This window comes from Alphaproteobacteria bacterium, assembly GCA_017308135.1.
GTDB lineage: Bacteria > Pseudomonadota > Alphaproteobacteria > CACIAM-22H2 > CACIAM-22H2 > Tagaea.
In genome coordinates, this window is record JAFKFM010000006.1 from 551,241 (window position 1) to 571,331 (window position 20,091).

The 20,091-nt window shown below is 65.4% G+C and carries 17 protein-coding genes; 6 read left to right on the plus strand and 11 right to left on the minus strand.

Features of this window, described 5'->3' with window-relative positions; genetic code table 11:
- Positions 1-17: 17 nt before the first annotated feature.
- The 5 genes from J0H39_03005 to J0H39_03025 all read right to left on the minus strand — a co-directional run bounded on the left by J0H39_03005 (position 18) and on the right by J0H39_03025 (position 7,220).
- Positions 18-758, minus strand: coding sequence for a TIGR02186 family protein (locus J0H39_03005; GenBank protein MBN9495701.1), 741 nt, complete (start codon positions 756-758; stop codon positions 18-20).
- Positions 755-1,702, minus strand: a complete 948-nt coding sequence (locus J0H39_03010) for a sulfite exporter TauE/SafE family protein (protein ID MBN9495702.1) — start codon at positions 1,700-1,702, stop codon at positions 755-757. Before J0H39_03010 ends, J0H39_03005 begins: the two co-directional genes overlap by 4 nt.
- A gap of 98 nt (positions 1,703-1,800) precedes the next feature.
- The gene (gene trpS, locus J0H39_03015) at positions 1,801-2,799 is read right to left on the minus strand and encodes a tryptophan--tRNA ligase (GenBank protein MBN9495703.1); all 999 of its coding nucleotides are present in this window, start codon (positions 2,797-2,799) and stop codon (positions 1,801-1,803) included.
- A 34-nt stretch (positions 2,800-2,833) separates the two neighbouring features.
- Positions 2,834-4,372 carry a murein biosynthesis integral membrane protein MurJ gene (murJ, locus tag J0H39_03020; GenBank protein MBN9495704.1) on the minus strand — a complete coding sequence of 513 codons (1,539 nt, stop codon included), beginning with the start codon at positions 4,370-4,372 and terminating at the stop codon, positions 2,834-2,836.
- A 1-nt stretch (position 4,373) separates the two neighbouring features.
- Entirely contained in the window at positions 4,374-7,220 is a 2,847-nt protein-coding gene (locus J0H39_03025; protein ID MBN9495705.1) for a [protein-PII] uridylyltransferase, read from the minus strand.
- Positions 7,221-7,250: 30 nt separating this feature from the next.
- On the opposite strand from J0H39_03025, the gene J0H39_03030 reads away from it, so the two are divergent.
- Together J0H39_03030 and J0H39_03035 are read left to right on the plus strand one after the other, a co-directional pair.
- Positions 7,251-7,715 (plus strand): hypothetical protein, encoded by a 465-nt coding sequence (locus J0H39_03030; protein MBN9495706.1) that lies wholly within the window; start codon positions 7,251-7,253, stop codon positions 7,713-7,715.
- 13 nt (positions 7,716-7,728) lie between these two features.
- Complete coding sequence (locus J0H39_03035) at positions 7,729-8,181, plus strand: FKBP-type peptidyl-prolyl cis-trans isomerase (protein MBN9495707.1); 453 nt, start codon at positions 7,729-7,731, stop codon at positions 8,179-8,181.
- On the opposite strand, the gene J0H39_03040 is transcribed toward J0H39_03035, so the two are convergent.
- The 3 genes from J0H39_03040 to mutS are packed head-to-tail and all read right to left on the minus strand — an operon-like array spanning position 8,178 to position 12,393.
- A complete protein-coding gene (locus J0H39_03040) occupies positions 8,178-9,002 on the minus strand; it encodes a hypothetical protein (GenBank protein MBN9495708.1) in 825 nt (274 codons plus the stop codon). The genes J0H39_03035 and J0H39_03040 overlap by 4 nt on opposite strands.
- Positions 9,002-9,703 (minus strand): SDR family oxidoreductase, encoded by a 702-nt coding sequence (locus tag J0H39_03045; protein MBN9495709.1) that lies wholly within the window; start codon positions 9,701-9,703, stop codon positions 9,002-9,004. Before J0H39_03045 ends, J0H39_03040 begins: the two co-directional genes overlap by 1 nt.
- A complete protein-coding gene (mutS, locus tag J0H39_03050; protein ID MBN9495710.1) occupies positions 9,700-12,393 on the minus strand; it encodes a DNA mismatch repair protein MutS in 2,694 nt (897 codons plus the stop codon). Before mutS ends, J0H39_03045 begins: the two co-directional genes overlap by 4 nt.
- Positions 12,394-12,565: 172 nt before the next feature.
- On the opposite strand from mutS, the gene J0H39_03055 reads away from it, so the two are divergent.
- Positions 12,566-14,869: an NADP-dependent malic enzyme gene (locus J0H39_03055; protein ID MBN9495711.1), complete on the plus strand. Its 2,304-nt coding sequence runs from the start codon at positions 12,566-12,568 to the stop codon at positions 14,867-14,869.
- A gap of 116 nt (positions 14,870-14,985) precedes the next feature.
- The gene (locus tag J0H39_03060; protein ID MBN9495712.1) at positions 14,986-15,273 is read left to right on the plus strand and encodes a hypothetical protein; all 288 of its coding nucleotides are present in this window, start codon (positions 14,986-14,988) and stop codon (positions 15,271-15,273) included.
- Here the strand turns inward: J0H39_03060 and J0H39_03065 are convergent.
- The 3 genes from J0H39_03065 to J0H39_03075 are packed head-to-tail and all read right to left on the minus strand — an operon-like array spanning position 15,270 to position 18,102.
- A complete protein-coding gene (locus J0H39_03065) occupies positions 15,270-16,154 on the minus strand; it encodes a prephenate/arogenate dehydrogenase family protein (protein ID MBN9495713.1) in 885 nt (294 codons plus the stop codon). The two genes, J0H39_03060 and J0H39_03065, sit on opposite strands and share 4 nt — an antisense overlap.
- Positions 16,155-16,156: 2 nt before the next feature.
- Positions 16,157-17,245, minus strand: coding sequence for a histidinol-phosphate transaminase (locus tag J0H39_03070; GenBank protein ID MBN9495714.1), 1,089 nt, complete (start codon positions 17,243-17,245; stop codon positions 16,157-16,159).
- Positions 17,242-18,102 carry a chorismate mutase gene (locus J0H39_03075; protein ID MBN9495715.1) on the minus strand — a complete coding sequence of 287 codons (861 nt, stop codon included), beginning with the start codon at positions 18,100-18,102 and terminating at the stop codon, positions 17,242-17,244. The genes J0H39_03070 and J0H39_03075 overlap by 4 nt, the downstream gene beginning before the upstream one ends.
- Before the next feature lie 129 nt (positions 18,103-18,231).
- Between J0H39_03075 and J0H39_03080 the strand changes: the two genes are divergently transcribed.
- Both J0H39_03080 and metW read left to right on the plus strand, forming a co-directional pair.
- Complete coding sequence (locus J0H39_03080; protein MBN9495716.1) at positions 18,232-19,374, plus strand: homoserine O-acetyltransferase; 1,143 nt, start codon at positions 18,232-18,234, stop codon at positions 19,372-19,374.
- Positions 19,371-20,027: a methionine biosynthesis protein MetW gene (metW, locus tag J0H39_03085; GenBank protein ID MBN9495717.1), complete on the plus strand. Its 657-nt coding sequence runs from the start codon at positions 19,371-19,373 to the stop codon at positions 20,025-20,027. Before J0H39_03080 ends, metW begins: the two co-directional genes overlap by 4 nt.
- The last annotated feature ends 64 nt before the right edge of the window (positions 20,028-20,091 follow it).

The following is a 20,091-nucleotide window of genomic DNA, read 5'->3' on the forward strand; positions in this document are numbered from 1 at the left end:
AGTCTCCTGGCGTGAACTCACGACTTGCGGAAGATAAGGCCGGCCGACCAGCCGGCGAAGACCGCGATCAGGATCGCGATCAAACCATACCATGCCGCGTGGACATGGGCGAAATCGTAGATTTCGGCGCCCACGCCGATCTTGCTGACGAACATCGGCGTCGATTGCGCGGCGATCACCTGGCCGTTCTGCACCAGCAGCACTTCGATCGAATAGGCGCCGGTGGGCACGTTGGCGGGGAACACGATGCGCGTGCGGAACAGGCGCGATCCCAGGAAGGTCACGCGGCCGGGCTCGGGATCGTAAAGCTCCAGCTTTTCCTTGTTGCGCAACAATCCGGCGCGGAACGCGGCGAGCGCGATCGCATCCGCGTCGCGCGACGGGGTCAGACGCAGGAAATCGCTGCCGATCTGATGGCGCTGGCGCAAGGCGGGTGTGACGATCTCGTCCAAGGGTTTGGACGACGCCACGCGGTAATAGCTCGGCACGTTGGCGAAGCTCAGCGTCTCGGTGTTGATCCAGATGCCCGCGACGCGCGCCTTGCGGCGCACGGCGACGTCACTGTCGGGCCCGCGTATCAGCACCACCACGTCGCCTTCGCCTTCGGTGGCGCCGAACAGCAACAACTCGGTGCCCGCGAAACCCGCCGTGATCGCGATCAGATGGCTCGACAAATCGGCGACCAGCGCTTGCGCGCGCGCTTGCTGCGGGATTGCGACCGCGAACAGAAGACCGAGCAGGAGAAGAATGCGCTTCATGGCTCCGGCGTCTCCGCCGTGCGCACGACGATCGAATAGATATCCTCGGGCGGGATCACCAGATCGACGAACAGCTTGATCGCGACCGCCAGCACGATCAGCGCCAGCAATCCGCGCAGCGATTCGCCGCGCAGCTTGGCGCCGAAGCGCGCGCCGAATTGCGCGCCGGTCACGCCGCCGACCAGCAGCAGCACGGCCAGCGCGATATCGACCGTCTGCACCTGCCAGGCTTGCAGATAGGTGACGTTGGCCGACACGAAGATGATCTGGAACAGCGACGTGCCGATGACCACGACCGTCGGCATGCCCAGCAGATAGATCATCGCCGGCACCATGATGAAGCCGCCGCCCACGCCCAACAGCGCCGACAATACGCCGACGATGGCGCCGATGCCGAACGGGGCGAGCGCGCTGATATAGAGCTTCGAATGCGGGAAGCGCATTTTCAGCGGCAGGCCGTGCAGCCAAATATGTTCGTGCAGCTTGCGGCGCACGGGTGCGGCGCCGCTGCGTTTGTTCTGCCAGCGTTTGCGCAGCGTGTTGATCGTCTCGATCAGCATCAACCCGCCGACGATGCCGAGCACCACGACATAGGCGATGGAGATGAAGAACTCGACCTGGCCCGAACTGCGCAACAGCGCGAAGATCTGCACGCCCAGCGTCGAGCCGACGATACCGCCGCCGAGCAACACGCCGCCCATGCGGAAATCGACGTTGCCCTTGCGCATATGCGCGATGACGCCGGACACCGACGAGGCGATGTTCTGCGCCGCCCCCGAGCCCACGGCGACGGCGGGCGGAATGCCGATGAAGATCAGCAGCGGCGTCATCAGGAAGCCGCCGCCCACGCCGAACAGACCCGACAGGAATCCCACGCCGCCGCCCAGCAGCAGCAGCAGGAAGATGTCGATCGACGCTTCGGCGATAGGTAGATAAATCTGCAACGCGCAACGAACCCCGGCCCGATATTGGGCCAGGGACGTTCACGGGGCAAGTGACGCGCCGGTTATATCCCGTTGCCGTGCGGGAATAGGTCGCGGTTTTACGGCCGCAGGAAGCCGACGATGTCGTAGACCTGCCGCAGATGCGTGGCGGCCATGTCGCCCGCGCGTTCGGCGCCCCGGCGCAGCACCGCGTCGATGCTGCCGGGATCGGCCATCATGCGGTTCATCTCCGCCGTGATCGGCGACAGCACCGCGACCGCCACGTCCGACAAAGCGCCCTTGAAGGTGGAGAATTGCGCGCCGGCGAATTCCTGCACGACCGCTTCCAGGGATTTGTCGGTCAACGCCGCGTAGATCCCCAGAAGATTGTCGGCTTCCGGGCGCGTCGCCAATTCTTCGACCGTCGCGGGCAAGGGCAGCGGATCGGTCTTGGCGCGCTTGATCTTCTGCGCGATCAGATCGGGCGTGTCGGTCAGGTTGATGCGGCTATTGTCGGATTCCTCCGACTTGCTCATCTTCTTGGTGCCGTCGCGCAGCGACATGACGCGCGTCGCGGCGCCGAAAATCTGCGGTTCGGGCTGCGGGAAAAACTCGACCCCGTAGCGCGCGTTGAAGGCGCCCGCGATGTCGCGCGCCAGTTCCAGATGCTGCTTCTGGTCCTCGCCCACGGGCACATGCGTCGCCTTATAGGCCAGAATGTCGGCGGCCATCAGCACGGGATAGGCGTAGAGGCCCAGCCCCGCGTTTTCGCGATTCTTGCCCGCCTTATCCTTGAACTGGGTCATGCGGTTCAGCCAGCCCAGCGGCGTCATGCAGCCCAGCACCCAGGAAAGCTCGGCATGCGCCGACACGGTCGACTGGTTGAAGATCGTGCACGCTTCGGGATCGATGCCGCAGGCGATATAGGCGGCCGTCACCTCGCGCGTCGCTTTGCGCAATTCGACCGGGTCCTGCGGCATGGTGATCGCGTGCAGGTCGACGATGCAGAAGATGCACTCGTAATCCTTCTGCAGCTTCACCCAATTGCGGATGGCGCCGAGATAATTGCCGAGATGCAGGTTGCCGGTGGGCTGGATGCCCGAGAAGATGCGGTTCATGACGCGGGGTTTATCGCGTCCCCGCCGCGTCCGGTCAACCGCGCGCGAAGGATTTGAGGTCGGCGGGGCGCGCCGCCCCCAAAATCAGCGCGGCGGCCCCATAGGCGGCCAGCCCCAGCGCGATCAGGGCGGCCAGCGCCACGTAACGCAGCCCATGCACCGCCAGGAAGGGCTCGGCGAAGCGCAACCCCGCCGACAGGATCAACGCCATCATCGCCGTGGCGGCCAATTGGCGCGGCAGGCGGGATTTGAGCCGCGCATCGGGTGCGAAATGGCCCGCGCGGCGCAGCATCCAGGCCAAAGCGCCGGCATTGAGGATCGCGGCCAGGGCCGTCGCCAGCGCCAGGCCGACATGGCCGACGACCTGCATCAGCGTGACACCGCAGATCGTGTTGAAGATCACGCAGGCGACCGCGATTTTGACCGGCGATTTGGTGTCGTGCCGGGCATAGAAATTGGGCGTCAGGACCTTGACCGCGACATAAGCGGGCAGCCCGACCGTATAGGCGACCAGGGCGGCGGACGTGCCCGATACATCGGCGCCGGTGAAGGCCCCGCGCAGGAACAAGACCGACACGATCGGTTCGGCCAGCACCACCAAAGCGGCGGTGGCGGGTAAGGTGAGAAGGCTTGCCGCCTCGATCGCGCGGTTGAGGGTCGTGCGCGCCCCTTCCTCGTCGCCCAAACGCACCTGGCGCGATTGCAGCGGCAGCAGCGCCGTGCCGATGGCGATGCCGATCACCGCCAGCGGAAGTTCGTAAACGCGGTCGGCGTAATAAAGCCACGAGATCGAGCCCGCCGCGAGCAGCGAGGCGAGCATCACGTCGATCACCAGATTGATCTGTGCCGCCCCCGAGCCCAACGCGACCGGCGCCATGCGCGTCATCAAGGCGCGCGTGTCGGGCGAGAGTTTGGGCAGACGCAAACGCAAGCCCATGCCTTCGCGCCCGCAAGCCCAGGCGAGGAACAGGAATTGTGCGAGGCCGGCCAGCGCCACCCCCCACGACAACGCATGCCCCGCCGACGGCATGAAGGGCGTGAAACCGAAAATCGCGCCGATCAGGCAGAGGTTCAAAAGGATCGGCGTGGCCGCGACGGCGGCGAAGCGATCGAGCGAGTTCAACACGCCGCCCTGCAAGGCGACCAGCGAGATGAACAGCAGATAGGGAAAGGTGATCCGCGTGAAATCGACGGCCAGCGCGTAACGCTGCGGTTCGTCCGCGAAGCCGGGGGCGATGACCGACACGACCCAGGGCATCGCGAATTCCGCCGCCACGACCAGCGCGAACAACACGGCGAGCAGCACGGCCATCGCGCTTTCGGCGAATTCCTTGGCGGCTTGCTTGCCGTGCTGGGCGACGGTTCCGGCGAACATCGGCACGAACGCCGCGGCGAAGGCGCCCTCGGCGAACAGGCGGCGGAAGAAATTCGGAAATTTGAACGCGACGAAAAACGCGTCGGCGATCGGCCCTGCGCCGAGGAACGCGGCGGTCGCCATATCGCGCACGAAGCCGAGCACGCGGCTCGCCATCGTATAGGAACCGACCGTCGCGGTCGCGCGCAGCAAGGCCATTCTATTCGGCCGCTTCGGCGCGTTTGTTGCGCGGCTTGGGGGTTTCCTCGCCGTTGGCCGACAACACCTCGATCAGCGCCTTGCGGATGCGCTCCAGCTTCGTTTCGTCCTCGATCTTATGGCCGAACACGTCCTTCACGTAGAAGACGTCAACCGCGCGCTCGCCATAGGTCATGATCTTGGCGGTCGCGGTCGATAGGCCCAGCGTCGTCAGCGTCGACGCGATGTCGTAAAGGAAGCCGATTCGATCGCGGCCGTTCACCTCGATCAGCGTGTGATGCTTGGACGCCTGATTGTCGATGATCACGCGCGGCGGCACGGTGAACACGCGCGTGCGGCTGGGGATCGCCGGGCGCTTGGCCAGCATTTCCTTCACGCGCAAACGCCCGCCCAGCGCGTGCTCGATTTGCGTCGCGAGGCGCGCGAGTTTCTCGGGCCGGTCGAAGGCGGCGGGCACGCCGTCGGGATCGTTGGCCGATTCCTGGATCGAGAAGGAGTCGAGCGCCATGCCGTTCGATAGCGTGAAGATCTGCGCGCCGACGATATTCGCGCCCGACAGCGCCATCGCACCCGCGATGCGCGCGAACAAGCCGGGATGGTCGAGCGTATAGATCGTGATCTCGGTCACCGTGCGCTTGCGGTCGATGCGCGTATCGATGGCGAGCGGCAGCGAGGCGCGCTCCGCCTCGCGCACGAAACGCGCATGGCGCGCCTGGGTCGTGGGATCGAGCGACAGCCAATAGGCGGGATAGCCCAGCCCCGCGAACCAAGCCATATCGGCTTCGTTCCAATCGACGAGCTCGTCCTTGAGGCGCGCTTGCGCGATCGCGACGCGCTTCATCGTGCCTTCTTCCGAATAGGCGCCGGCCAAGGCTTCGACCGTGCGGTCGTAAAGATCGCGCAGCAACGTGGCTTTCCAGGTGTTCCACACGCCGGGGCCGACCGCGCGGATATCCGCGACCGTCAGGCACAGCAGCAGGCGCAAGCGCTCGGGGCTTTGCACCAATTCGGCGAAGGCGCGGATCGTTTGCGGGTCCTGGATGTCGCGCTTGAACGCCGTCGCCGACATGGCGAGGTGATAGCGCACCAGCCACGATACGGTTTCGGTTTCCTCCGGCGTCAATCCGACGCGCGGCCCCAGCTTCAGCGCGATTTCCGCGCCGATTTCCGAATGGTCGCCGCCGCGGCCCTTGGCGATGTCGTGCAGCAGCAGCGCGAAATACAACGCGCGGCGCGACTGCACTTGGCGGATCACTTCGCTGGCGCGCGGATGATCGGCGGTCAGCTCGCCTTTCTCGATGCGATGCAGAATGCCGATGGCGAAGATCGTGTGCTCGTCGACCGTGTACACATGGTACATGTCGTGCTGCATCTGCGCGACGACACGGCCGAAATCGGGAATGAAACGCCCGAACACGCCCGCTTCGTTCATCCGGCGCAGCGCCGTTTCCGCGTTCGGATCGGTCAGGATTTCCAGGAATAGGGCGTTGGCGTCAGCATCGTTGCGCAATTTCGCGTCGACGCCGCGCAAGCCCTGGCGCATCTGGCGCAGCGCGTAAGGATGGATGTCCAGCTCGTTGAGCTGGGCCACCCGGAATATGCGGATGAAATTGACCGGGTCCTTCACGAAGGCGTCGGGCTTGGCCAGCGTCAGTCGCCCGCTTTCGATGGCGAAACGCCCGTCGCCGATCTGCTTGGGCTTGGGCGTGCGCGCGAACAGCTTGCCGACGTCGAACTTGGTCTTCTTGCCTTCCTCGATTTCCAGCGCCGCGCAGAAAATGCGCGTGAGGTCGCCGACCTCCTTCGCGATCAGGAAGTAGTGTTTCATGAAGCGCTCGACGCCGCGTGTACCCGGCCGGTCGGTGTAGCCCATGCGCTCGCTGATTTCGGTCTGCACGTCGAAGGTCAGCCGATCCTCCGGCCGCCCCGCGAGATAGTGCAGATGGCAGCGCACGCTCCACAGGAATTCCTGGCACTTGGCGAAGCGCGCGGCTTCCTCGGCGGTGAACACGCCCTTCAGCACCAGATCGGCGACCGTTTCGACGCGGTGCAGATATTTGCCGATCCAAAACAGCGTGTGCAGGTCGCGCAAGCCGCCTTTGCCGTCCTTGACGTTGGGCTCCAGCACGTAGCGCGAATCGCCCATGCGCTGGTGGCGCTTGTTGCGCTCGGCGAGCTTGGCTTCGACGAACTCGGCGCCCGTGCCCTTGGCGACTTCGGCGTAGAAGCGCTTCTTCACGTCGAGGAACGGCTTGTCGTCGCCCCACAGATACCGGCTTTCCAGCATCGTGGTGCGGATGGTCATGTCCTCGCGCGCCAGGCGGATACATTCCTCCACCGAGCGCGTCGCATGGCCGACTTTGAGGCCGAGATCCCACAGCGCGTAGAGCGTCCACTCCACCATCTGCTCGGTGCGCGGGCTCGATTTGTAGGGCCGCACGAACAACAGATCGATATCCGATTGCGGCGCCATTTCCGCGCGGCCATAGCCGCCGACGGCGGCGATCGACAAACGCTCGCCCGCGGTCGGGTTCGACGCCGGATAGATATGGCGATCGGCGAAGTCGTAGACGAGACGCACGATCTGATCGATCAGGAAAGCGCCCGCGCGCACGGTCTGCGCGCCGTTGGCGCTGCCCGCCGCACCTTGCTTCATTTCGAAGCGGCGGCGAATCTCCGTGCGGCCGGCGGACAGGACGGCTTTCAGCTTTTCGATGGCGACGGGGCGCAATTTCTCCGCCGGGCCCTTATGCGCTTCGGCAAGGGCGCGCAATTCGCCGTCGATGGCGCGGCGGTCGATGATCGCGCGCTGATTGGCGACGTCGTCACGGGGCGAAGATTCGTCCATGAACTCAGTATAATGATCGGGTCGAACGGAATGGAGACCAAATTGCGGCACGGATGGGCGGTATTCCTGGCAAGCGTGGTTCTGGTTTCCTGTCACCCGGCCCCGCCCAGCGCGCCCGCGTTACGGGCCGGGCTGTCGCAAGACGGGCGCGTACTTGAAATCCAGGCCGACGACGCTTCGCCCATCGTCGCGGCGGAATTGCGGTCGGATAATGTGGAACCCATTCCCGCACGCAAGATCGACGTGATCCGCCCGCTGCCGTTGCGCGAGGAACGCCCCGGTGTGGGCGTGGGGGCGTCGGGCGGTTCGTCGTCGGGCGTGGATTTCGGGATGAGCTTCCGCGTGCCGTTGGGCCAGGATCGCCGGCCGCGTTTGATCCGCTCGACCGCGTTGATCGATCTGCCGGAAAATTATCGGCGCGGCGGCGGGATCGTGCGGATCACATTCGCGGACGACAATGGCGACCGGCGCGTTGTCGATCTGCCCGCCCCCTGATAAAAGCCTGCCCATGACACATCTTCTTCCCCGCCGTGCGGCACTCGCACTCGGCCTTGCTTTGGTGATCCCGATGTCCGACGAAGCCGACGCGCAAACCTCCGATCTTTCGGCCGCCAAGCGCACGCGCTCGGGTCTCGGCATCGTCGACGTAAAGGAAGGGGCGGGCGATTCGCCGACTTCCGGCCAAACGGTGCGCGTGCATTACACTGGCTGGCTGCTGGAAGACGGCAAGCGCGGCCGCAAATTCGATTCCTCGCGCGATCGCGGCCAGCCCTTCGAATTCCCGCTCGGCATGGGCCGCGTCATTCGCGGCTGGGACGAAGGTGTGGCGTCGATGAAGCCGGGCGGCCAGCGCACGCTGATCATCCCGGCCGATCTGGGCTATGGCGCGCGCGGGGCGGGCAACGTGATCCCGCCGAATGCCGTGCTGGTATTCGACGTCGAATTGCTCGGCGTTCGCTAAAAACGCCCGCCGCCGACGAAGCGCAAAATCCCGGCGGCCATTTCGGATTCCTGATCGAGGAAGCCGTGCGGCTGGCGGCCTTCGCACGCCGCCAGATCGCCCGGCTTCGCGCTCGATCCCGGCCCACCGTCCATGATCGCGGCTTGGCGGCGCGGCGACGCGGTCGCCTTGTCCGCGATGCGCGGCACGTTGGCGGGCGGCGAGCGCAAGCACGTATCCTTCGCGTGGCCGAGGACCAACAGCGGAATCGAAATTCGATCCAGCGCAAACATGAACACGTCATGCGCCACCCAGGGCAGATTGCCGCGCGCACCCGCGCTGACGGGCGAGGTGATGACCACGCCATCGGGTTTCGCGTCGCCGTCCAACCGGCTGGCGGCGTTGGCGGTGGAAATCGCACCCCGGCTCGTGCCCACGAGCCACACGGGTACAGCGAAGCGTTTGCGCATTTCGGCGACGGCCACACCCAACGCCTGCGCATGCGCAGGCTCGACGCGGAATCCCGCCAGCCCATCGCGCCCGCGCCATTCGGCGGGCGCATCGGCCAACGCGGTTGCCATGCCGCCCTTGTTGAATTCCGGAATCGCGCGGATCAGCGAATTGCCGCGCAATTCCTTGGCGCAGCCATTCGCGTCGAGTTCCGGCATGCCGTTGCCGCCCGGCAGCAGGATCAGCACGGCGTTTGGCTTCAACTCGGGTGTGGCGACCGACAGCGCGAATGTGCCGCCCGAAGGCGGATCGATCGTCACGATCTCACCGCAGCGCGTTTGCGCCGCCAGCGGCGACGCGATCAGTATCAGGGCGAGAACGACGAAGCGCATCACACGGACCTTGTAATGCCGCCGTCGACGCGCAAATTTTGGCCGGTGATGTAGCCCGCATCGTCGGACAGCAAAAACGCGGCGGTTTTCGCGATTTCCGCCGTGCTGCCGTATCGGCCCATCGGAATTTTCGGCAGCAGCGCTTCCTTCACGGGCAGCGAGTCGATGAAGCCGGGCAGAAGGTTGTTCATCCGGATGCCCGCCTTGGCGTAGCGATCGGCGTAGAGCTTGGCGAAGGCGCCCAGCCCGGCGCGCAGCGTGCAGGAAATCGGGAACACCAGATCGGGCTCGAACGCCGCGAAGGTCGAGATATTGACCCACGCCCCCTTGCCTTGCTTCTCCATGATCGGCGTGACGATACGCGCCAGGCGCACGACGTCGAGGATGACGAGGTCGAGGCCCTTCTTCCACGCATCGTCGTCGAGCGACAGAAGATCGCCCTTGGGCGGATGGCCGGTCGATGTGACCACGCCGTCGATGCGACCCCATTTGTTCATCGCCGCGTCGGTCAGGCGTTGCAGATCGGCTGTCTCGACGACCGATCCGGTAATGCCGATCCCGCCGAGTTCGGGCCCGAGTTTTTCGGCGTTGCCCGACGGCGAGAGCAGGGCGACCTTCCAGCCGCGTGCGGCGAGTTCGCGCGCACACGCCCCGCCCATGCCTTTGCCCGCACCGGTGAGAAGAGCGACTTTGTCGGTCATGGCGTTTCCTTCGCGCGGAGTTTTTTGATTTCGTAAAGCGCTTCGAGCGCTTGTTTGGGCGTGAGTTCGTCGGGCAGCAACGCGTCGATCGCGGCTTCCAGTTCGGGATTGCCCGCGTGTTTGGGCAAGCCGCCTTTGGGCGACGGGGCGGCGAACAGCGGCAGATCGTCGGCAAGCTTGGCGAGGTTCTGCGCTTCGGCGCCGCCTTCCAGCGCCTTCAAGACTTCCTCGGCGCGCGCGACGGCCGCCGCCGGCAAACCCGCCAGCTTTGCGACATGAATGCCGTAGGAGCGATCCGCCGTGCCCGCCCCGACTTCGTGCAGGAACACGACGTCGCCCTTCCATTCCTTGACGCGCATCGTGCGGCAGGAAAGGCCAGGCAGCTTGGCGGCGAGCGCCGTCAGCTCGTGATAATGCGTGGCGAACAACGCGCGGCATTTATTGGCGGCGTGAAGATGTTCCACGCACGCCCACGCGATCGACAAGCCGTCCCAAGTGGCGGTGCCGCGCCCGATCTCGTCGAGGATGACCAGCGCACGCGGCCCCGCGAGATTGAGGATCGCGGCCGTCTCCACCATTTCGACCATGAAGGTCGAACGCCCGCGCGCGAGATCGTCGGCGGCACCCACACGGCTGAACAGGCGATCGACGGCGCCGATCCGCGCGCGCTTGGCGGGCACGTAAAGCCCGGCTTGGGCGAGGACGGCGATCAACGCGTTCTGGCGCAGGAAGGTCGATTTACCGGCCATGTTCGGCCCGGTGACGAGCCACACGAACTGACCGGTCTCGGCATCGAGCGTGCAATCGTTCGCGACGAAACCCGCATCGCCGCGCGCCTTCAACGCCGCTTCGACGATCGGATGGCGCCCGCCTTCGATTTCGAACACGCGCGACGCATCGACGACGGGGCGCGACCAATCGCCATCGACGGCGAGATCCGCACTCGCGGCGGCGACATCGAGTGCGGCGAGTGCTTGCGCCGCGCGCGCGATCTCGCTGCCCTTGGCGACCACGTCGCGCACCAGCGTGGCGAAGAGTTCGAGCTCGACCGCCAGCGCCTTGTCGCGCGCCCCGGAGATGCGCGATTCGAGTTCGGACAGATCGACGGTGGTGAAGCGCACCGCGCCCGCCATCGTCTGGCGATGGATGAAATCGCCGCCCGGCTTCAAAAGCTTTTCGCCGTGTTGGGCGTTCACTTCGACGTAATAGCCGATGACGTTGTTGTGCTTGATCTTCAACGCCGAGATTTTCGTCTCGTCGGCGTATTTCTGCTGCAACCCCGCGATCAGGCGCCGTCCTTCGTCGCGCGCTTCGATCAGCGTGTCGAGCTCGGGCGCATAGCCCTTGGCGATGAATCCGCCGTCGCGCGCATCGAGCGGCAGATCGGCGGCCAGCGCGCGTGTCAGCGTATCGGCGAGTTCGCCATGCTCGCCCAAATCGTCGAGCGCTTGGACGATGCCGGCGGGCAGCGTCACGTCGCCCGCATGGCCGCGCAGTTCCGCGCGCACTTGCGGCAGCTTGCGCAAGCCCAGGCCGATGCCGGAAAGATCGCGCGGACCGCCGCGCCCCAACGCCAAACGCTGCAACGCGCGTTCGAGATCGGGGAAACCGGCCAGCGTGTTGCGCAGCGCGTCGCGCGCGCGCGACGCGGCAACGAAGAACCCGACCATGTCGAGCCGTGCCGCAATGGCGGCCGCGTCGGTCAAGGGCGCGCCCAAGCGTTGCGCCAGCAAGCGCGCCCCGGCGGGCGTTTTGGTGCGATCGATGGTCGCGAGCAGCGAGCCGCGCTTTTCGCCGCTTTGGGTTTCGGTGAGCTCCAACGATCGCCGCGTCGCGGGATCGATTTCCATCGTGCCGCTTTCGGCGTTGCGTGCGGGCGGCGTCAAACGCGGCAGGCGGCCTTTCTGCGTCAGCTCGACATAATCGACCAGCGATCCGGCGGCGGCGATTTCCGCGCGGCCGAAATTGCCGAAGCCATCGAGCGATTTGACGCCATAGAGCGTTTCAAGGCGCCGGCGCCCGTTTTCGGAATCGAACCGCGCCGATGGCAGCGGTGTCAGCAGCGCCTTGAACGGTTCAATGGCGCCCGCCAGATCGGCGGCGCCGGCCAAGCGTTCCGAGAGCAACAGCTCGCCGGGTGCGACGCGCGCCAACGCGGCCCCCAAGCCGGCGGCGGAAACGCTCTGCACGCGGAAATCGCCGGTCGACATGTCGAGCCACGCAAGGCCCATGGCGCCGGCGGCTTCGGCGAGGCAAGCGAGATAATTGTTGGATCGCGCGTCGAGCAACGTGTCTTCGACCAGCGTGCCGGGTGTCACCAAGCGCACGACATCGCGCTTCACCACGCTTTTAGCGCCGCGCTTCTTGGCTTCCTCGGGCGCTTCCATCTGTTCGCAGATCGCTACGCGGAAGCCTTGGCGGATCAGCCGGGCGAGATACGCCTCGTGCGCATGCCAGGGTACGCCGCACATCGGGATCTCCTGTCCCAGATGCAGGCCGCGCTTGGTCAATGTCAGATCGAGCGCCTTCGCAGCTGCAACAGCGTCGTCGAAGAACATCTCGTAGAAATCGCCCATCCGATAGAACAGCAAGGCGTTCGGATATTGGCGTTTCAATTCCAGGTACTGCGCCATCATCGGGGTGACGGCGGCATCTGTTTCGCGGGGTGGAGCTGTGTTGGTATCGGTCATGTCGGAAGTGAGAATAATTTAGGCAGCGCCGCGTGCAATGCAGCATTTGAATTCTGCGCCGAGTTTTTGACGGCGCGGGCTCGATACACGTACCATAGCGTTATAACGAGGTCGCGCATCTTGCGCCGGCCCGCACCGGAAACGCGTTTTCAGCATAAAGGCGAAGCCGAACATGACCTCCCATTCCGCGCCCGTCACCGAACAGGACGCGCTGCTCTTCCATCAGCAAGGCGGCAAAGCCGGCAAGATCGAAGTCGTCGCGACGAAGCCGCTGACGACCGCGCGCGATCTGTCGCTCGCCTATTCGCCCGGCGTGGCGTGGCCGTGCCTGCATATCGCGAAGAACCCCGACGCGGCCTACGACTACACGTCGAAGGGCAATCTCGTCGCCGTGATCTCCAACGGCACGGCGGTGCTGGGGCTCGGCGATTTGGGCGCTTTGGGCGGCAAGCCGGTGATGGAAGGCAAGGCCGTTCTGTTCAAACGTTTCGCCGACGTCGACTCGATCGACCTCGAAGTCGATACGAAGGACGTCGACCAATTCGTCAATTGCGTGCGCTATCTGGGCGTCACCTTCGGCGGCATCAATCTCGAAGACATCAAAGCACCCGAGTGCTTCGTCATCGAGCAGCGCCTGCGCGAACTGCTCGACATTCCGGTGTTCCACGACGACCAGCACGGCACGGCGATCGTCGCCGCCGCCGGGTTGATCAACGCGCTGGAACTCACCGGCCGCAACATCGCGACGACCAAGATGGTCATCAACGGCGCGGGTTCGGCGGGTATCGCTTGCGCCGAACTGGTCAAGGCGATGGGCATGAAGCACGAGAACGTGATCTTGTGCGACACCAAGGGCGTCATCTACCAGGGCCGCACCGATTCCATGAACCAATGGAAATCGGCGCATGCGGCCCCGACCAAGGCGCGCACGCTGAAGGAAGCGATGGAAGGGGCCGACGTGTTTTTCGGCCTGTCGGTCAAGGGCGCCGTCGACAAGGCGATGGTCCGTTCGATGGCCGCGCAGCCGATCATCTTCGCGATGGCGAACCCGGATCCCGAAATCACGCCGGAGGAGGCGAAGGAAGCGCGCGCCGACGTGATCATCGCGACCGGCCGGTCGGACTACCCGAACCAGGTCAACAACGTTCTCGGCTTCCCGTTCATCTTCCGCGGCGCGTTGGATGTGCGCGCGCGCACGATCAACGAGGAGATGAAGATCGCCGCCGCCCACGCGATCGCCGCCTTGGCGCGCGAAGACGTGCCCGACGGGCTCGACGCCGCCTATGCCGGCCGCAAGCTGCAATACGGGCCCGAATACATCATCCCCGTGCCCTTCGATCCGCGTTTGATTTCGGTCGTGCCCGCCGCCGTCGCCAAGGCGGCGATGGATTCGGGTGTGGCGCGCAAACCCATCGCGGATATGGAAGCCTATCGCCACGCGTTGCAGCTGCGCCGCGATCCCGCGGGCGCGATGCTCGACCGCATTTTCGAAACGGTGAAGGCGAACCCCAAGCGCGTCGTCTTCGCCGAGGGCGAGGAGGAAAAGACGATCCGCGCCGCGATCGCCTTCCGCAATTCGGGCTACGGCACGCCGGTTCTGATCGGCCGCGAAGATCGCGTGGCCGAGGCGATGCGCAACGCCCATATCAATCAGTCGGCGTCGCAGCTCGGGCTCGAAGTGCATAACGCGCGCCTGTCGAAGGACAACAAGCGCTACGCCGATTATCTCTATGCGCGCCTGCGCCGCCACGGCTCGCTGCATCGCGATTGCCAGCGTCTGGTCAATCAGGACCGCAACGTGTTCGCGGCGCTGATGGTCGCGACGGGCGACGCCGACGCGATGGTGACGGGCACGACGCGCTCCTACTACCAAGCGCTGGAGGACATCACCCGCGTGATCGACGCCGAGAAGGGCAAGCGCTTCATCGGCCTCACCGTGATGATGACCAAGGAACGCACCGTCTTCGTCGCGGACACGACGGTGACGGAACTGCCCAACGCGCGCGACATGGCCGAAATCGCCATCGCGGCGGCGGCGGCGGCGCGCAAGCTCGGGCACGAGCCGCGCGTGGCGCTCACCTCCTTCTCCAATTTCGGCAATCCGGTGCGCGAGAAGGCGTCCCAGGTGCGCGAAGCGGTGCAGGAATTGGAGCGCATGCACGACGGCGGGCGCGAGATCGATTTCGAATTCGACGGCGATATGAGCCCCGAAGTCGCCCTCGACTACGATCTGATGAAGAACCTCTATCCCTTCGCGCGCCTGACGGGCCCCGCCAACGTGCTGGTCATGCCGGGCCTGCATTCGGCGAATATCTCGTCGAAGCTGGTGCAGATGCTGGCGGGCGGCACGGTCGTCGGCCCGATCCTGGTGGGCTTGGCCTCGCCCGCCCAGATCGCGCAGGTCGGTGCTTCGGTCGGCGACATCGTCAACATGGCGGCGTTGGGCGCCTTCCAGGCGATCGCCAAGCAGGGTTGAGCATCGCCGTCATCCCGGCCGAGCGTTAGCGAGAGCCGGGATCTATTTGGGAGCCTAGACCCCGGATCGGCGCCGGCGCGAATGCGCCGGCTGGTCCGGGGTGACGGAGAAATAAGATGGATCTGGCCGCCTTCCGCGCGACGTTGAAAAACGACAAGCCGCCGCCGGGCCTCACCCGCCCGGTGGAGGCCTTGTGGCACGCCGGGCGCGGCGATTGGGATGCGGCGCATAAGCTCGTCCAGCAGGACGAAGGCGAGCCGAAGCACGATTGGGTGCATGCTCATCTGCATCGCGTCGAAGGTGATCTGTCGAACGCGGGCTATTGGTATCGCCGCGCCAAGCAGCCGGCGGAAACCGGTCCGCTCGACGCCGAATGGGCGAAGATCGCCGAAGCGCTGCTTTAGGCCTGCTTGGCCTGCACGATCGAGCGGCGGATTTTGCGCGCTTTGGCGAACAGGCGTTCGAGTGTGGCGCCCTCGTCGTGGCGGATCGCCTTCTGCATCGTCGCGATATCCTCGTAGAGCCGGCCCATCATTTCGAGCACGGCGTCCTTGTTGGCGAGGAACACGTCGCGCCACATCACCGGATGCGACGCGGCGACGCGCGTGAAATCACGGAAGCCGCTGGCGCTGTATTTGATGACTTCGGCGCGCAAGGTGCTTTCGAGGTCGCTGGCCGTGTTCACGATCGTGTAGGCGATCAGATGCGGCACATGGCTGGTGATCGCCAGCACGCGATCATGGTGTGCGGGCGTCATGCGCGCGGTCTTCGAGCCGATGCGCTTCCAAAACGCTTCGACCTTTTGCGCCGCGTCCTTCGGCGTGCCGCGCACCGGGGTCACGATGCACCAGCGATCTTTGAACAACTCGGCGAAGCCGGATTCCGGCCCAGAATTTTCCGTGCCCGCGATCGGATGGGCCGGAACAAGATGCACACCGCTGCGCAAGCTCGCGCCCAAACCGTCGAGCGCCGGCCGCTTGACCGAGCCGACATCCGAAAGGATGGCACCCTTCTTCATCGCCTTGCCCAGCACTTTGCCGAGCTTGGGATAGGTCGAGAGCGGCGATGCGACGATGACGAGATCGGCCTTCGCCGCCGCCTTCGCCGGATCGGCGGCGATTTCGTCGGCGAGTTTCAGTCTGGCGATGGTCCGGCGCGCAGGCGCGGAAATGTCGCACGCGACGATGCGACTGACCGCTCCCGATTTGCGCGCGGCGCGCGCGATCGACGAGCCGATCAGCCCGAAGCCGATAATCGCCAGCGTGTCGACGATCGGTTTTGCCATGATCAGGCTTTCATGAAATCGGAAAGGGCGGCGAGGACTTTGCGCATTTCGTCCTCGGTGCCCAGCGTGATGCGCAGGAAATCCGGCAGGCCGTAATTCGCCACCATGCGCGGAATGATCGCGCGCGACATCAGGAAGTCGTTCGCCGCCGAAGCCGTCTTGCCGGTTTTCGGGAATTCGATCATCACGAAATTGCCGACCGAGGGCAGCGTCGTCAGACCGAGCTTCGCGACCTCGCCCGGGAACCAGGCGAGCATCTTGTCGTTATGCGCGCGGGACGCGTCCTGGTGCGCCATGTCTTCCAGCGCCGCCACGCCTGCGGCTTGCGCGATCGCCGACACGTTGAAGGGGCCGCGCACGCGGTTCAGCACGTCGATCACGTTGGCGGGCGCGTAGGCCCAGCCCAGGCGCATGCCGCCCATCGCGAAAATCTTCGAGAAGGTGCGCAGCATCACCGTGTTCTCGCCGGCATCGACCAGCTCGGCGCCCGCACTGTAGTCGTTGCGCGCGACGAACTCGGCATAGGCCGCGTCGACGATCAGCAGCGTGTGCGGCGGCAAGCCGTCGCGCAGGCGCTTCATTTCGGCCGCCGAGATATAGGAGCCGGTCGGGTTGTTCGGGTTGGCGACGAAGCAGATCTTCGTCTTCGGGCCCGCCTTGGCGATCAGCGCGTCCACGTCGGTGCGATAGCCTTTCTCGTCCGCCGTCACCGGGGTTGCCCCGGCGGCATGGGTCGAGATCGGGTACATGACGAAGCCGTACTGGCTGTAGAGCACTTCGTCGCCGGGGCCGGCATAGGCCTTGACCAGCAGCGCGATCAGTTCGTCCGAACCCGCACCCACGACGATGCGCTCGGGATCGAGGCCGAAGCGCTTGCCGATCGCCGCCCGAATGGCCGAAGCGCCGCCATCGGGATAGCGATGCATCTCGGCGGCGGCCTTCGCGGCTGCTTCCAGCGCCTTGGGCGACGGGCCCAGCGCCCCTTCGTTGGACGACAGCTTGATCGGCTTGGCGCCGCCCGGCACCGACGATTTTCCGCCGACATAGGGCGAAATCTTCATCACACCGGGCTTGGCTTCGGGACGGCTCATCGGCGAATTCCTTTGTTGCGCGCGCGCGGCGTATTACCAGCCGCCGAGGCCAGCGCCAAGGGCAGCGCGTAGCCGCCCGCCAAGCGCACGCGCGCATCCTTGCCCGCCAGTGCCGCCAAGCGCGGATCGTTCGCCGCGATCGCCGCCGCGCAGACCGCCAGCACGCATTGGCCGGTCTTGTCGGACGTTTCGGCCAGGATGCGTTCCAGCGCGATGCCGGCATCGGCGAAACGCTTGGCGATTCGGGGCCGCGACACGGCCTCGTCGAACTCGACGACCAGCAAATGGCGGTCGTCGCCCGACGGATCGAAGGCTTGCTTGCCGACGACCAAACCGCCGGGCTGGGTTTCGGTGCCGTCGACGGGCAAGCGCGCGATGACTTGCGTCCCGTCGCGGCCGATTCGCGTCCACCACGGCGTGTCGGAATCCTCGGGCGAGGGGAACACGGCGATGCGCACCGCGCCGTCGGCGAGCATCGAGAACAGGCGCGACGCACCATCGACGCCGCGCACCGGATCGCCCAGGCCGAAATGGCGCTGCGCCAAATCGGCGAGCCAAGCGGGTTCGTTCAACGCGCCGATCGCGAACGGGCCTTGCAGGCGGGTGAAGCTCGTCACCACATCGCGCCAGATGCGCACGACCAGATCGGCGGGCAAGGGGCCGGCGATGCGCTTGGTCAAACGCCGCAGGATCTGCATCTCGCGGCCCGGCCGGCACAACACGCCGCCCGATCCGCCCTTCGCGGCCTGAACCTCGTCCATTTTGCGCGCGCGCTCGGCCAGCAGGTCGAGCAGCTTGTCGTCGATCGCGTCGAGCTGGCGGCGGATCGCGGTGAGTTTGTCTTCGCTTCCTTCCATGACGCGGGGAAAATGCCACACTCCACGCTTCGGGGCGACGCTTGAATCCAACGGCGCGCCGGGCCATGTTCCCTTTCAAATCACGGGAAAAGACCTTTGTCCGCGACGCCACGTATCGCCGCCGTCGATATGACGGCCCCGGATTCACCGGGCCAACGCTTCGAGATTCCGGCCGATCGGCCGTTGAAGCTCGATTCGGGCGTCGAATTCGGCCCGGTTACCGTCGCGTACCGCACTTACGGCGCGCCCAACGCCGATAAATCGAACGCGATCCTGGTCTGCCATGCGCTGACCGGGGATCAGTTCGTCGCCGATACGCATCCCGTCACCGGCAAACCCGGCTGGTGGGAAGCGATCGTCGGTCCGGGCAAAATCCTCGATACCGATCGTTACTGGATCATCTGCGCCAATGTGCTGGGCGGCTGCATGGGTTCCTCGGGGCCCAAATCGATCGATCCCGCGACCGGCCAGCCTTATGGGCTGAAATTCCCGGTCATCACGATCGGCGACATGGTGCAGGCGCAGGCCCGGCTTCTCGACCATCTCGGCATCGGGCAGCTGTTCTGCGTCATCGGCGGCTCGATGGGCGGGATGCAGGTGCTCGATTGGGTCTCGACCTATCCCGAGCGCGTCTTCGCCGCGATCCCCATCGCCACATCCTATCGGCACTCCGCGCAGAACATCGCGTTCCACGAAGTCGGCCGCCAAGCGATCATGGCCGATCCCGATTGGCGCGGCGGCGATTACTTAAGTGCGGGCACGCTGCCGCATCGCGGCCTGGCGGTGGCGCGCATGGCGGCGCACGTGACGTATCTGTCCGAACAGGCGCTGCACCGGAAATTCGGCCGGCGCTTGCAGAACCGTGCGGCGTTGTCCTACGGCTTCGACGCCGATTTCCAGGTCGAATCCTATCTGCGCCATCAGGGATCGACCTTCGTCGATCGCTTCGACGCGAATTCCTATCTCTACATCACCCGCGCGATGGATTATTTCGACCTTCAGGCCGAGCATGGCGGTTCGCTGCCCGCCGCCTTCGAAGGCACGAAGACGCGCTTCTGCGTCGTCAGCTTCACCTCGGATTGGCTGTTCCCGACCTCGGAAAGCCGCACGCTGGTCCATGCGCTGAACGCCGTCGCGGCGAACGTGTCCTTCGTCGAGATCGTGTCCGACAAGGGCCACGATGCGTTCCTGCTGGACGAGCCCGATCTGCACAACACGCTGCAAGGCTTCCTCAACGGCTGCGCGGAGCGGCGGGGTTTGCGCGGCAAATGACCGAACCTTCGTTCCTGTCGGCGGCCGCCCAAGCGCGCCCGCGCGCCTCGATCCGCGTCGATCTTAAGACCATCGGCGAGATGATCGAGCCGGGCAGCCGCGTGCTGGATATCGGCTGCGGCGACGGCGCGTTGTTGGATTGGCTCAGCCACGAGAAAAACGTCGACGGGCGCGGCATCGAATTGAGCCAGGCGGGCGTGAACGCCTGCGTCGCGCAAGGCCTGTCGGTCATTCAGGGCGACGCGGATACGGACCTCAAAGATTATCCGACCGGCGCCTTCGATTACGCGATCCTGTCGCAAACGCTGCAAGCGACCTGGGACCCCAAAACCGTGCTCGGCCATCTGGTGCGCATCGGCAAGCGCGCGGTCGTGTCTTTCCCGAATTTCGGCGTCTGGCATGTGCGCTTGAAGCTGCTGGTCGGCGGCAAGATGCCGGTGACCGATTCGCTCGATCAATCCTGGTACGAAACGCCGAACGTGCATCTGTGCACGATCGACGATTTCGTCGATCTTTGCCGCGTTTTGAACATCGACATCGAATACGCCCAAGTGCTCGATGCGGCGGGGCGGCCCAAAGGCCTGCGCGCGCCCGGGTTTTTCGCCAATCTGCTGGGCGAGCAAGGCTTGTTCGTGTTGAAGCGCGCGCGGTGAAATTCTAAAGTCGCGGTCCACCAAATCGCCGGGCCTCCAATCCGGCTTTCCGGGAGATCGACGC